The sequence below is a fragment of the Advenella sp. FME57 genome (assembly GCF_014897675.1).
Classification (GTDB): Bacteria; Pseudomonadota; Gammaproteobacteria; order Burkholderiales; family Burkholderiaceae_B; genus Advenella.
Window position 1 is genome coordinate 104,333 of record NZ_JABUXU010000015.1, and the last position, 14,545, is coordinate 118,877.

The 14,545-nt window shown below is 55.7% G+C and carries 12 protein-coding genes; 2 read left to right on the forward strand and 10 right to left on the reverse strand.

The features are described from left to right. Positions 1-2: 2 nt before the first annotated feature. The 4 genes from INT32_RS16745 to INT32_RS16760 form a co-directional block, all read right to left on the reverse strand. Complete coding sequence (locus INT32_RS16745) at positions 3-2,135, reverse strand: acetate--CoA ligase family protein (protein WP_193089857.1); 2,133 nt, start codon at positions 2,133-2,135, stop codon at positions 3-5. A gap of 3 nt (positions 2,136-2,138) precedes the next feature. Beyond that, positions 2,139-2,909: an enoyl-CoA hydratase/isomerase family protein gene (locus INT32_RS16750; protein ID WP_128393132.1), complete on the reverse strand. Its 771-nt coding sequence runs from the start codon at positions 2,907-2,909 to the stop codon at positions 2,139-2,141. A gap of 83 nt (positions 2,910-2,992) precedes the next feature. Continuing rightward, the gene (locus INT32_RS16755; protein ID WP_128393133.1) at positions 2,993-3,787 is read right to left on the reverse strand and encodes a flavin reductase family protein; all 795 of its coding nucleotides are present in this window, start codon (positions 3,785-3,787) and stop codon (positions 2,993-2,995) included. A gap of 20 nt (positions 3,788-3,807) precedes the next feature. Next, the gene (locus tag INT32_RS16760) at positions 3,808-4,869 is read right to left on the reverse strand and encodes an LLM class flavin-dependent oxidoreductase (protein WP_130304189.1); all 1,062 of its coding nucleotides are present in this window, start codon (positions 4,867-4,869) and stop codon (positions 3,808-3,810) included. Positions 4,870-4,982: 113 nt separating this feature from the next. Here INT32_RS16760 and INT32_RS16765 point away from each other — a divergent pair, with 113 nt between their 5' ends. Then, positions 4,983-5,918: a LysR family transcriptional regulator gene (locus tag INT32_RS16765; protein WP_193089858.1), complete on the forward strand. Its 936-nt coding sequence runs from the start codon at positions 4,983-4,985 to the stop codon at positions 5,916-5,918. Between the two features lie 4 nt (positions 5,919-5,922). Here INT32_RS16765 and INT32_RS16770 read toward each other — a convergent pair whose 3' ends face one another. The 6 genes from INT32_RS16770 to INT32_RS16795 all read right to left on the reverse strand — a co-directional run bounded on the left by INT32_RS16770 (position 5,923) and on the right by INT32_RS16795 (position 12,786). Further along, complete coding sequence (locus INT32_RS16770; RefSeq protein WP_226817180.1) at positions 5,923-6,816, reverse strand: SMP-30/gluconolactonase/LRE family protein; 894 nt, start codon at positions 6,814-6,816, stop codon at positions 5,923-5,925. A 27-nt stretch (positions 6,817-6,843) separates the two neighbouring features. Then, positions 6,844-7,818, reverse strand: coding sequence for a tripartite tricarboxylate transporter substrate binding protein (locus INT32_RS16775; RefSeq protein ID WP_226817182.1), 975 nt, complete (start codon positions 7,816-7,818; stop codon positions 6,844-6,846). A gap of 131 nt (positions 7,819-7,949) precedes the next feature. Next, positions 7,950-8,918 carry a tripartite tricarboxylate transporter substrate binding protein gene (locus INT32_RS16780; RefSeq protein WP_193089859.1) on the reverse strand — a complete coding sequence of 323 codons (969 nt, stop codon included), beginning with the start codon at positions 8,916-8,918 and terminating at the stop codon, positions 7,950-7,952. A gap of 423 nt (positions 8,919-9,341) precedes the next feature. Continuing rightward, positions 9,342-10,322: a tripartite tricarboxylate transporter substrate binding protein gene (locus tag INT32_RS16785; protein ID WP_193089860.1), complete on the reverse strand. Its 981-nt coding sequence runs from the start codon at positions 10,320-10,322 to the stop codon at positions 9,342-9,344. A 70-nt stretch (positions 10,323-10,392) separates the two neighbouring features. Beyond that, complete coding sequence (locus INT32_RS16790) at positions 10,393-11,904, reverse strand: AMP-binding protein (RefSeq protein ID WP_193089861.1); 1,512 nt, start codon at positions 11,902-11,904, stop codon at positions 10,393-10,395. 9 nt (positions 11,905-11,913) lie between these two features. Next, positions 11,914-12,786: an SDR family oxidoreductase gene (locus INT32_RS16795; RefSeq protein ID WP_193089873.1), complete on the reverse strand. Its 873-nt coding sequence runs from the start codon at positions 12,784-12,786 to the stop codon at positions 11,914-11,916. Positions 12,787-12,939: 153 nt separating this feature from the next. Here INT32_RS16795 and INT32_RS16800 point away from each other — a divergent pair, with 153 nt between their 5' ends. After that, positions 12,940-13,863 (forward strand): LysR family transcriptional regulator, encoded by a 924-nt coding sequence (locus INT32_RS16800; RefSeq protein WP_193089862.1) that lies wholly within the window; start codon positions 12,940-12,942, stop codon positions 13,861-13,863. Positions 13,864-14,545: the final 682 nt, after the last annotated feature.

Genomic DNA, 14,545 nt, shown 5'->3' on the forward strand with positions numbered 1-14,545 from the left:
TGTCATACTGCGTGGTTGGTCGGAATCAGAAGTGCATCGAGCACGACCGCCCCCTGCCCTTCGGGAAGGATGCGTACCGGGTTCATATCGATTTCGGCCACATTGCGTGCGTAGCGGCAGGCAAACTGTGACAGCCGTGCCAGCGTCTGCGCCGCCGCCGGTACATCGGCCTTCGGTTGTCCACGGGCGCCATCCAGGATCGGGAACAGTTTGAGTGAGCGTATCATTGCGTGTGCTTCGTCTTCAGAAATCGGGGCGGTCTGCACGGCAACGTCCTGCAAAATTTCCGCATAGATGCCGCCTGTGCCCACCATCACAACCGGGCCAAAAACCGGATCTCTTGAAACGCCCATGATCAGTTCGATGCCGTCTTTGGCCATCGGCGTGACCAGGATGCCGTCGAGTCTGGCTGCAGGCGCATGTGTGCCCGCCGCCTGCATGATTTGTCCGTAGGCGGCGCGCACCGCCTGCTCATCGCCAAGATTGAGGACGACGCCGCCGATCTCGGTTTTGTGGGCGATATCTGCGGAGGCAATTTTAAGGACAACCGGAAAACCCATGCGGCACGCCGCTTGTACCGCATCGTCTGCACTGGCAGCCATGGTTTCATCCTGCACGGCAATGCCGGCCGCGGCCAGGGCTTTCTTGGCGGTATATTCGTTGCGAAAGGCACCCTCTTCCAGCGACTCGACAATATCCTGGTAACGCGGCGCCGCACCCAGGCGGGCCAGTTGCGCCATGCGGATCAGACCGGCCAGTCCCTGGGCCGTCGCGTCAATGCCCGCAAATACAGGAATGCCCAGCGCATTAATTTCCTTGACTGCGTCAGCGGGTCCCTGGCTGGTAACGACCAGCAGACGGTCCGGGTAGGATGCGCGGATGTTGCGCAGCGCTTCCATGTACACACTGCGCAAACGGGGGTTGTAAAGCGCCAGAGACAGAAAGATCTGGGTAACGTCAGCATTGTCATCTTCCATCAGCGCCGACAACATGCCAAACAGGACTTCGGGGCGCGCCGATACCTGGGCGGTGGCGTCAACGGGATTATTGACACCGGCCAGCGGCAGCACCTGCCGGATACGGTCCTTGGTAGATTGCTCCAGCGTGCTCAGCGCGAGCCCGGCTTTGACGGTGGCATCGGCCATCATGATGCCAAATCCGCCAGAGGCCGCCAGCACGGTAATCCGGTTCCCTTTTGGCAGGCCGCCCGGCAGCAGAATGGAGGCGGCGTGTCCCAGTTCCAGCAACGCTTCGATGGAGTCGACCCGCAAGGCGCCGTAGCGCCGGAACACGGCGTCAATGACCGCATCTGAACTGGCCAGCGCGCCGGTATGCGATGCGGCAGCCGCCTGTCCCTGGTCAGTGGAGCCAATTTTCAGTACCACCACCGGCTTGTTCTTTTGCCGTGCCAGGTCCAGCGCCCGGGTCAATCTGCCGGCATCGCGGCAGGTTTCCATGCAGCACAGTATCAAGCGGGTCTGCGCATCTTCAGCCAGTGCGGCAATACCATCGGCAACGTCAATGTCCGCCTCGTTGCCGGTAGCGATAAAGTGACTCACCCCCAGGCCTTTGCGGGCGACGTTCTGGACGACATAGCTGCCGATATTGCCGGACTGGGACACGATGCCCATATGGCCGGCATGAGGCATGCTCTGTTCAAGAATAATAGAGAATGAGCCGATCACCCCTTGGGCCACACTGATGATGCCCAGGCAGTTGGGGCCCAGCAAACGCATGCCATGCTTTCTGGCGATGGCAACCATTTGCGCCTGCAGCACGGCGCCTTCGGGCCCCGCTTCTGCAAATCCGGACGACAGCACAACCACTCCCCTCACCCCACGGTCGGCACAATCCTGCAACGCCTGTACTGCTGCCGAGGCGGGAACGGCCAGCACCGCCATGTCTGGTGCCTGCGGCACATCGGCCAGGCAAGCATAGGCGGGCAGGCCCTGGATGGTGCCACCTCGCGGATTGACTGGATAGATTGTTCCCCCGTAGCCGTACTTGCGCAAAAAATAGATGGGACGCCCACCGATCTTAGTAATGTCGTCGGACGCGCCGACAATGGCGATCCCCTTGGCCATGAAGAACGCATTCATTCCGGCGCCCGGCTCAGGTGCAATGCATGTATCCATTTTTCAGCAGCCTTTGAACTTGGGTTCGCGTTTTTCCAGGAAGGCCATGCGCGCTTCGCGTGCATCTTCTGTCTTGGCCAGCAGCATGGTGAACTCTTGCTCAAAACGGTAGGCATCACGCTGCGGCATCACATCGACCATATTGGCGGCGCGCTTGGCGTAAATGGTAGCCAGCGGCGCCTTGGCGGCAATTTCATGCGCCAGCGCCATGGTGACCGGGAGCAGTTCTTCTGGCTTGAGCACATCTTCCAGGACGTTGCGACGCAACAGTTCATGCGCGGTCAATCGCTGGCCGGTATAGAACATGCGGCGCAGCGTGGAACGGCCAAATAGCGTACGCAGCATGGAGGCGCCCCCTGCCAGCCCTACATTGATTTCGGGCATACCGAAAGTTGCGTTTTCAGAGGCATAAAGAATGTCGCAGGCCGCTGCCAGGCCCAGGCCAGCCCCCAGCGCTGTCCCATTGACGGCGGCGATTACCGGTTTGGCGCATTCTCGTATCGCATTGCCGGTTTCCCGGGTAATGCGATTGTGTTCCAGGAAGTCGCCGGCAATGTTCTCATCGGGACGATCTTTGAGGTCTGCACCGGCGCAGAAAACCGTGCCCGTAGCTGTCAGAACGGCACAACGCACATCGCTGCGGGCCGAGATCTCATCAAAAGCCGACACAAGCTGGCGTCGCATCTCGCGGTTCAGCGCATTGACCGGCTTGCGATCCATGGTAACCAGCGCAACATAATCGGATACGTCGATATGAACAAATTTTTCAGTCATGGTGTTTTGTCTCGAAAGGGTGTTGCGTGCCGAACAAGCGCGCCAGGCCGCTTTGCCTGGTCAATCCGGCAACAATGGATTAGCTAGAGCGGTAGCGGCTCCAGTCGGTGCGTGCCGGCATTGAAGTTGATCATCGGGCTGGCTTGCCGGCTGACCGAGCGGCGGATTTTGCCCACGATCATCCGATGGGTGCCCAGCGCCTGGGTGTTGACAATGTCGCATTCCACGCTGGCCAGCGCATCGTTCAGGACCGGCTGGTCATGCAGGCCGCTGCCCCAGTCGCCCTTGGAAAATCGGGCCGGGCCCTGCTTTTCGCACAGAAAGGCGGACATCACATCGCGATGCGCCTCGCCTAGCACATTGGCAACAAAACGGCCATTGGCCAGCAACGCCGGCACAATCGATGAACTTTCATTGATAAAAAAACCCACCAGCGGCGGTTCGGCCGAAATCGACGTCAGACTCGATACGATGATCCCGGCCACCTGTTGCCCGCTGCCAGTGGTCACGGCGCTGATGCCCGCAGGCAGCGCACGCATGGCGGCTTTGAATTCAACTTCGGTCACGACCTCGTCAATTTCGTTGCGTTCGATATGCACGCGCACGTCGCCGTGTTCATCCACCCAACCGGCCTTGGTTGCATAAGCCATCATTTGTGCAAACCCGGACTCCCATTGCGCATCGCCGGCCCGATCCGCCAGAAACCGCAGTACTGCCGGTGACAGCCGGATATGATTGTCATCTTCTCGTCGACCGATTTTCAAAATCGCTTGTTCCAGCTTTTCGGGCGCTAGCGGATCGACCAGAACGTCAAGCTTGCGAAATTCGGCAGCATCAAGCACGGTGATGGCACCGGTATTTGTCAAATGAATGCGCATGGTGGTCCCCTGCGGGTCGGTCAGGCAGCAGCCCGAAGACCCAGTTCCTTGTTGATGGCAGGGATGATTCTGTCACCCCACAGTTCAATTTGCTTGAGCATGGTTTTTTGATCGAAGTCGCCCAACTGCGTTTGCAAGGCAATATGGTTCGGCTTAAGGATGCTGATTTCTTCCAGCAGCTTGTCGATGACCTGGTTGACCGAACCCACTGGCAGATTCTTGCGCAACTCGTCAAAAGTGACGTCTGTCTGTGAAGGCACTTCCTTGATCATATAGCCGTCTTCGGACTGGGCGCGACGAAACTTCAGGCTCTCGGAAATACGGCGCTGGAACCGCGCACTGTCCAGATAGGCGTCAATTTCCGCCTTGTTATCCGATGCATAGCCACAACGCAAGAAGCCGAACTTGACGTCACGATCCAGATCGCGACCATTATCGTCGGCGACTTTCTCCAGGCGCTCGCGCAGCTCTCTGATGCCATCGTTACCCTTGAGCAATGCGGTAACAAACAGATTGTGATTCTCGCGTACGCCGCGACCAAGGGCTACCGGATTGCCCGAAGTAATCCACAGGGGTGGCATGGGCTCCTGCAGACAGCGTACGGCAATGGAGCTGGGCGGCATGGACAGGAACTGGCCGTGATATTCGAAGGTCTGTTGGGTCAGGCCCATGGGGATCATGTCCAGGAATTCGTTGTATATCTTGGAGGCGTCTTCCATCTTCACGCCGAACCGTTCGAATTCGAAAGCCTGATAGCCCGAGCCGATGCCCAGGTCAAGGCGACCGTCCGAGACGGTGTCGACAAAGCCGACTTCAGCCAGGAAACGGGCTGGATGATACAGCGGCAGGATGCAGACGGCGGTACCCAGACGAATTCGCTTGGTCGCGCCCGCACAGTGCGCCACCATCATAAGCGGCGAAGGCGACAGGGAGTAGTTATTGAAGTGATGCTCTGCATACCAGGCATTATTGAATCCGGCCTGTTCTGCGGCGATGGTCTGCTCGACCGAATTGCTGATGACTTGCTTGGACGTCTGGTGGTAGCCACGTTGTTGCGCAAGAATAAATACACCGAATTCCATAAGGACTCCTCTTTAATATGTATTGATTGACTTGCTGCAATCTTAAATTATAATTATCAGATGATGGAATAGACAAAAATCGCTTGTCTGTCCTGCATATTCTGAGGTAATCAATGGATCGTCTTAAAGCAATGGAGCTTTTCCTGTCGGTGTCCCGCAGCGGCAGTTTCACCGAAACCGCAAGGCAATTCGGTATTTCTCCAACGTCCGTGTCCCGAATGATTACCGAACTGGAGCAGGCGCTGAACGTCAGATTGCTGCTGCGCTCTACGCGCCAGGTCATGCTGACCGAGGCCGGCCAGGAGTATGCCAATCAGCTGGAGGGCATCCTGTGGAGTATCAACCACGCGCACGACAGCATTACGGCCATCAGCACCTCGCCTCAGGGGTTGTTGCGGGTCCATTCCCGGGTCATGTTCGGGCTGGGCGTGCTCACACCGCTCCTTGCGCGCTTTCGTACCCTGTACCCCGACATTCACGTCGAACTTATTCTGGCCGAAGCACAGGCTGATCTGCGCCTTGCGCAAATAGATATCGATTTTCGCATCGCCCCGCCGGTGGAAGCCGGCTTAAAACGCAGGATTCTGTTCAAAAGCGAACGCCATCTTGTGGCATCCCCGGACTATATTGCGTCGATGCCCGCGCTTACAGCGCCGCCGCAACTGGCTGACCATGCCTTGATATGCTATTTGAAACCGGGTGAGGGCTATGTTTTCCGCTTTCTGTCGGATAAGGGCATTGACGAGGTGGCCCTGCACCCGCGCCATGTCACCAACAATGGTATTGCCCAGCTGGAACTGGCCAGACTGGGAGAAGGCATTGCCCTGCTTGACGACTATACGGTAGCCAACGATATTGCCCAGGGACGCTTGGTACGCCTGCTGCCCGATTTCCGGGTAACCAATTCCTCTTTCGAAGACGGTATCTATGCCACGATTCTGGACACGCCCATGATCCCGGCCAAGATCCGGGTCTTCCTGGATTTCGTGGCCTCCGAAGTCTCGGGCAGCGACCGCCGGTTCCTGGCATACCGCCAGCTTGGCGGGTAGGCTGTTAGCTCGCCATACCGATGCGGGTGCGCGCCGGCGCCCGCCCCTGCGCGTCAATGCCACGGACACGCAGCACGGCGCCGTCCAACGGCTTGTCGCCCCTTAGACGGCCACTATCACGGATAGATGTAACGAAGAGCTCATCCAGGTTTTCCCCGCCAAAGCACAGCGACGCAGGATGGGTCAAGGGCAGTTCAATTTTGTGCGTCAGGACGCCGTCCGGTGCGAAACGGGCAATAGCACCGGCATGCACCAAAGCAGTCCACAGCCCGCCGTCCGAATCAAAACAGCAACCATCGGGACCGGATGCATACGCCTGGGTGTTGACAAACACGCGCCGGTCGGCAAGCGTGCCGTCCGTTGCAATGACGTAGGAATAAATGGTGCGAACACTGCTGTCGCTCACGTAGAATCGCCCGTCCACCGGACTGATGCAAGGTCCGTTGGTGATGCCGATATTGCTGTCTAGCTTGACGAGGCGGCCATTTGGATAAAGCCGGTAAAGACCGCCAAGGGGTGGCTCCCCTTCGTTGCGAAACACATGTATGGTCCCGACAATAAAGGAACCATCGGCCAGGGCTTCGCCATCATTCAGACGCAAATTGGGATGGCGGTCTTCAATCTGCGCGATTGTCTGCTGCACACCAGTGGCCAGGTCATAAAGCGCGATGGTTTCCCTGAGCGCCACCACCAGACGGCCATCTGCGTTCAGGGCAAAGGAGCCGGCCGGCGCCGGTACGTGGCTGGTCGCTACCGTCCGGCCCGTTGCCGGATCAATCTGATGAATAAGGCCGGCGCGGCAGTCCATGAACCAGAGTCGCTGGCTTTCCGTATCCCAGATGGGGCACTCGCCAAGCGCAGCGCGGACCGAGCCTACCGGCTCAATATCGATAGTCATAAGCCAAACAAAAGAAAACGTAAAACGCTAATTGATAATGATTTTGTTGTCGCGAATCACTTTACCCCAGTGCTCACGGTCGGCTTGCAGTTGCGCATCCAGCACGTCGGGGCCGCCCGCTTTTTCGGTCTGGCCATTGTCCCGAAGCAGCTTTCGGAATGTGTCGCTCTGTACGGTTTTGACGGCGGCCGCCCCAATCTCATCGATGATTTTGCGTGGCGTCCCCTTGGGGGCATGCAACGCAGTCCAGTAGGACGACTTCAGTTGCGGATAACCCAGTTCGGTGACCGTAGGGATATCGGGAAACGATGGATCGCGTTTATCGGTGGTGAGCGCCAGGATCTTCAAATCACCGGCTTGCTGATGTTGAATCAGGGAAATCGGTGTGGCAAATGACAGATCACCGCGCCCTGCCATCAGGTCAATTAACGATGCCGTATTGTTTTTATACGACACCGCCGTGGTAGGCGCCTTGAGGGTTTTGGTGAGCATCCACCCAAAAAGATCGGTGACGCTGCCCGGACCCATCGTCCCATACAGTAGCGGCCTATCGGCCTTTTTCGCATAAGCAAGCAGTTCGTCCATCGATTTGACACCGAGCGAAGTTGGAACGGTAATGGTCAGCGGACCATCAAACAGCATGGCTACGGAATCAAAACTATCGAAACCATACTGCAACTTGGGACGCAGCATGATGTTCAGGGAAATAGGCCCGGTTCCGCCAAACAGCAGCGTATTGCCATCAGGACGAGCGCGAGCCACATAAGACGTACCTATAATGCCATTGGCACCGCCCTTGTTCTCGACAATTACGGGACGCTCCAACTCCTTGCTCATTCCTTCAGCCATCAGCCGGGCCAGACTATCGGTGGCCCCCCCTCCCGCGTATGGCACAACAATCGTAATGGGCTTGTTGCCATCCAGGGCAAACGCAGGCGCTGCCCCAGCCAAAACCGTACTTATTGCCGCGACAATCAAGCCGCGCCGCATTTGATTACACATTCGTGTTCCTCCTGAAATCCTGCTGCCTGACCGTACCCGGCTGTAACCGCCGGTGAACCGGACGCCGCGCGCTCTGGCGGCCACCGTTAACCTTCCGACGGCACGGCCCGCTATAACGACAGCGTTGGCGATTAGTTGATGACGATTTTGTTTTCGTTGATGACTTTGCCCCAGTGTTCGCGGTCGGCCTGCAATTGCGCATCCAGCACTTGCGGTCCACCGGCTTTCTCGATCTGGCCGTTATCTATGAGCACCTGCTGGAACGCTTTGGCTCTGACTGTTTTCATGGCTGCGGCGGCCACGTCATTGATGATCGCCGCTGGTGTGCCTTTTGGGGCCAATAAAGCTGTCCAGTAGGATGTTTTCAACTGGGGATAGCCCAGTTCGACCACCGAAGGAATGTTTGGAAAATGCGGTGATCGTTTCTCGGTACTCAAGGCCAGGACTTTCAGATTTTTCGCATTCTGGATCATAGGTATCGGTGTGGCATAGTTCATGTCGCCGCGTCCAGCCATCAGGTCCATCAACGCCGAATTATTATTCTTATAGGCTACGGCAGTTAACGGAACACCGAAGGTTTTGGAAACCGTCCGGCCATACAGATCCGAGACGCTGCCCGGGCCCATGGTGCCGTATAACAATGGCTGCCCGGACTTTTTACCGTAGGCGACCAGCTCGTCGATAGAATTGACGTCCAGCGAAGTGGGCACCGTGATGGTCAGTGGCCCGTCAAACAGCATGGCCACTGAATCAAAACTGTCAAAACCATAGGGCAGTGACGGGCGCAGCAGAATATTCAATGAAACCGGTCCCGAGCCGCCCAGCAGGAAGGTGGTCCCGTCCGGCCGCGCACGGGCAACGGATGACGCGCCGATAATGCCATTGGCGCCCGGCTTGTTTTCGACAATCACATGGCGACCCAGTTCCTTGCCGACCCCGTCGGCCAGAAGGCGGGCAAAGTTGTCATTGGTACCGCCGGCAGCGTAGGGCACGACGATGGTGATAGGCTTGCTGATGCCCTGCGCGTATGCGGGCAGCCCAATTGACATAACGACACTCAGTGCAGCAGCAATTAATTTGCGTCGCTTGATATGGCGCATTGATGTTCCTCCAAAACGATTGCAGTGCCGGGCCTGACGACGTTGCTGCGGATGAGGCAAATGAATCGATATCCAATCCCTTGGTATTTACCCTGATGCTGTGCAGCAGACCGTCACGTCGGCTTGTGGCTTGTTGTGAGGAGTCAATCATATATTTGATTTGAATCAAGTATTACCCCGCGCATTTGCAGAACTGTTTTACATGGCAGCGATAAATCCGCCGCCCCCGGTTGCGCCGCACCGGCAAGAAAATATGGAACCCCCTCAGTTCGCGAGTGACATCAATGGCTTATCTGTCGCCGGAATCCGGTCGACAATGGTGTTGTTGTGGTTGTCGGCGGCGCACGCATGACGCTGGCATAAAATTCCAAAATACTGATACTCGCAAAACTGCACCGACACCTGGGCACGTTACCGCCGCTTTCAGTCCAGCGTAATCCGGTTATTTTCTATCACTGTCTTCCACTTGGCGCGATCCTCATCAACAAACTGATCGACCTGTTGCTGCTCGCGTGGTTGTTGTATATAAAGACCCAGCGTCTCGAATCGTTTTTGGAATGATTCATTCTTTAGCGTGGTATCGATAGCCGTCCTGAGGGCATTGACGACGGCATCGGGCGTGCTTTTGGGCACGGCAATACCGAACCAGGTCGATGCTTGATAGTTAGTCTTGCCAATTTCCGATACGCTTGGCACATTGGGCAGAACATCCAGGCGCCTGGGCGATGTGACGGCCAGCGCCTTGATTTTTCCATCCTTGATGAGTGGCAGCGAAGTACTGACAACATCGATCATCAATTGCGTATCATTGCTCATGAGTGAGGTCAACGCCGGCGCACTGCCATTATAGGGAACGTGGGTTGCCTTGATGCCATATTGGCCGAGCAATAATTCGGTGGCCAGATGCAAGGGGTTGCCGTTTCCCACGGAAGCATAGTTAAGCTTTCCTGGATGCCGCTTGGCGTAGTCTACAAACTTGTGCATACTATCCAGGCCGGATTTTTCATTTGTGATTACAACAAGCGGAATGTCGGCAACGATGGAAACGATACGGTAATCGCGTTCGGGATCATAGGGAAAATTCTTGTAAAGCAGCGGGTTGAGCACCATGCTGGAATTGCTTGCCAGAAAAAGGGTATAGCCATCGGCGGGCGAGCGCGCCACCTGGGTCGCGCCTATTTTGGTGCTGGCCCCGGGTTTATTTTCCACTACTACCGCTTGTCCGAGCGCCTGACCCATGTTTTGCGCCAGCGCCCGCGCCAGTTGGTCCGCCGCACCTGCCGGTGTATATGGCACGACCAGCCTGATGGGCTTTTCTGGATAGGCGGCGCAGGCCGGCGCAGCCGCTGCCAGGCCGAACGTAGCGGTAGCGGCAACAATGATGTTTGCAATGCGTTGATTCATGATTGAGTCTCCTTGGTTATTCGTTTTGCCACTCAACGGGCTTTTTTTCCATCAAACGATGACATTCGTATTAGACTTTCCGGCTATGGCCAGCCCAGTATTTATCGCGTAGCAAGCGCTTGTATATTTTCCCGGAGTCATCCCTGGGCAAGGCCGTATCGATAAGGAACTGACGGGGAATCTTGAATTTGGCCATGCGTGCCTGCAACCAGCATCCGATCGCCTGGGTGTCCAGGGTTTGGCCGACTTGTGGTTGAACAAACGCAAGAAGCGACTCACCAAATTCGGCATCAGGGATACCGATAACCGCGCAATCGGCAATGCCTTCATATTGCAAGAGCTGATGCTCGACTTCTGCAGGATAGATATTGACTCCACCGGAGATCACCATGTCGGATTTGCGGTCGCAGACAAATAAAAAGCCATCTTCGTCCAGGTAGCCAATATCACCCAGGCTGATCAATCCCTCTTTGTCGATGTCGTTGCGCGCCTGCGGATTATTGCGGTAATGAAAATCAGCATACGCAGGTTGCCGCACATAGATATAACCGGCGACACCGGGTGCGCACTCGACCCCGTCTTCGTCGTAAATTCTGATCACGGCCTCACCCGCCGGTTTGCCCGCACTGCCCGGCTTTGTCAGTGCCTGATGCGAGTCCAGCAATGTAATTAAGCCGGCCTCGCTGGAGGCATAGGTTTCATAGACAATGGGGCCTAACCAATCGATCATTGCCCGCTTGATGTCCGGCGCACAAGGGGCGCCTGTGGAAGCGATAAATCGCAGGGAACTAAGGTCATAACGTTGGCGCGACTGCTGGTCAAGCTTGAGCATGCGCACATACATGATCGGCACAAGATACAGGACTTCAATGCGGTAAGTCTGAACCAGCTGCAGCACTTCCAAAGGATCGAACCGGTCTGTCAATACAAAGGTATCGCACATTTGCAATGCATTTTGAGCAAACAGACTGGGCGCGCTGTGATAAATAGGCGCAGGCAACAATGCCCTGCACCCCTGGACCAGGCCGAACGTTTGTTGCAGCAATTTTTGCGCCGCCAGCTTGCGCTCTGCAGCAATCTCCGGCGGGAATACATGCCGTACCACCCCCTTTGGCTTACCGGTCGTGCCGGACGTATAGGCCATGTGCCCGCGCGGCGCGTCCGCGTATTGGTCGCTTTCCGGGAACCCCTCGCACCAGCTTGCATAGGGCAATGGCGCGTTCTCCTCACCACTGCAAGCGGGATGTTCGCCCACGATCAACACAGGCATGGAAGGTGGCACCACCGCTTGTATGCGGTTCCAGAATTCGGCATGCACAATGAGCAGTCGCGCACCGCTATCGCTGAGCAAAAAGCCGACTTCCGCTGCAGCAAAATGCCAGTTGACGGGGCAGTAGGTCGTGCCGATCTGCCGGCTGGCGTCGATGGCTTCCAGATAGGCTTCGCTATTGCGCAACATGATCGCAAACGTGTCGCCTGGCTTTATACCAAGTGCGCGCAGGCCGAAGGCCAGCTTGCGGGCCCGTGACTGATGCACTGCCTTGCTGGTTTTTCTATCCTGGACAACAATCATCGCTTCCATCGTGGCTCCTTAACTTTGCGCAACAGATGCCGTTCGCGCCTGAATGCGTTCACGGGCAACTTGCCAGTCATTTTTATCCCATTCGAAATACTGCTTGAAGTACGCACCGTTAGCCAGCCAGTCACCACCGTCCAGGGCGATGGTCTGCCCGTTGAGCCAGCTGTTTTCCGGGCATAGCAAAAAGGTGGCCAGATTGGCAATGTCGCTGAACTGGCCAAGGCGTTGCATGGGATTCTGGCTGACCAGCGCATCGGTGTTGCTCTCGGTAGGACGCAACCTTGCCGACGCCCCCTCTGTTGGAATGACTCCCGGGGCGATGGCATTGAATCGAATGCCATGACGCCCCCATTCGATGGCGAGCGATTTGGTCATGGTATCGACAGCAGATTTGGACATGGCCGAAGGCACGACAAAAGGCGATCCGGTCCAGACCCAGGTGACGACGATTGATACCACGGAGCCGGGATGTTGTGTGGCAATCCAGCGTTTGCCTACCGCCTGGGTGACATAAAACGTGCCATTGAGCACCGTTTCGGTAATTGCCTTGAAACCTTTGACCGAAATATCCTCGGTCGGACAAATGAAGTTGCCGGCCGCATTGTTGATTAATGCGTCTACGCCGCCATGCTCGTCCCAGATATGTTGGACCATTTGGTCGACTTTGTCTGAATCCCTGATATCGACCGAATGCACAAAGACTCGGCTGTCCGGAAAGTTCGCCCGCAGAGCCGCAGCGGCCTGTTCCAATACGTGCTGCCGGCGCCCGCAAAGATGCACCTGCGCACCAAGGCTGACCAGCTTTTCGGCCATGGCCAGCCCCAGACCGGTTCCGCCCCCTGTTACCAGCACGCGCTGGCCCTGAAATAGATTTTCTGAAAAAATTTGATTTTGCATGCTTGTCTCCTGTGCAGACGAGTGTAGCAATGCCATCTGCTGGCAACAATGCGGATAAATAGCTAATATATGTTTCCCACGAGTTGACAATAAAAATACGGATATTTCGTGTGAAATTGAACCGACAAGGAGAAGAACAAGATGGACAACTACAGTGAGCTGGACCTGAACCTGATCCGCTTGTTCGTGACGATCATCGACACCGGCACGCTCAGCGAGGCGGCAAAACGCCACCACATCACAAAGTCACACGTGAGCAAGAGCCTGAAGCGATTGGAAGCGCAGTTAAATACCCAGTTGATTCGCAGATCAACCCGACGCCTGGAACTCACCCAGCAGGGTGAGGTGCTGTACCAGCACGGGCTGGGCATATTGCGTGAACTGGAAGCCGCAACCAATCAAATGTTAATGCTGGGTGCAGAGCCGACCGGCACTGTAAGACTGAGTGTGCCAACCGGGTTGGGTGAACTCATTTTGCAGCCGATTTTGATCGATTTCAAGAAAGCCTATCCGCGGCTTAATCTGCACATCATGTTTTCGAATCGCGTAAACGATCTGATTGAATCCCGGGTAGATGTCGCCTTGCGGGTCGTGGCAGAGCCTCCCCAGGATTATGTCGCAAAGAAAGTGTGCGACGTGCAGTGGCGCCTTTGCGCCTCGCCTGATTATCTGGCTGCGCACAGCTCCGCAGCACAGGACCCGCAGCAGATTGCACAACTGCAATTCATTTGTTCATCGAATCGGCGTTTCCACGAGCAGATCATGCTGGAAAACGGTAAAACTTCCACAAGGCTGAAGCTACAGCCCGGCCTGCAGTCGGAGAATTTCCGCTTTTTGCTCACGGCCGCCAAAAACGATCTTGGCGTCGCGCTATTGCCCAGTTACGTTGTTGCACGTGATGTGGCTGACGGCCATCTGCAGGTGGTATTGCCGCAATATCGGATCGCCGGCATTGACGCGACACTTTATATCCTGACCACAGCCAGGCCGCACCTGGCATCGGCCGCCATCAAGACATTGACGCAATATTTGCAGGCACAACTCAAAACGGTATTCAGTGAATGAACGGCAGTGCCTGCGCATAGCTCATTAAACGTGGGCGCAGTATCGCCCATGGATCATTGGCCGTGGTGGTGGCTGTTTCAGGGGTACCCGGGTCTGAACAGTATTCGTGCAAGATGATTTTAATGATGTGAGAAGGTCGCGGCGGCTTAGCAAACCTACCGATCAGAACTGGGAACACGGACCCGGACTCTATGAGCCTTGCCGCCCGATCGCCAAAAACTTCAACAAATAGAATGTCTCATCTCTGACGTATCCAAATTTATGGGTTTGGTTTTTCTCTACGACGTTGTTATGCCGTAACTAGTCAACGCTTCACAGGTCGTTTGGAACTGCATTGTTGCAGTATATTTTTTCAGACATTAAATATTTTTTTGAACTTCTGTTTCTTGGGCGCTAGAAAGTGTGTCCAATACACTATCGGCGGCAGCTGCTAATTTATAGTATTTAAGCAAGTAGTCCCATATCAGCGGACTTGTTTTTAACCAAAACAGGCACACATTCTGATTTGTTCGATGATTACTCAAATATACTTTGAATATTCATTCAAAGTATAAATATATTTTTTCAGAGATCAGGTAAGGAGTGGAGTATGGGCCAAATTGCCACCCAACTAATTCGAACAGCACCTGTAACTATCCCCTAAAATAATACAGCTGAAGCGTAGAATTTTTCTTACACTAAG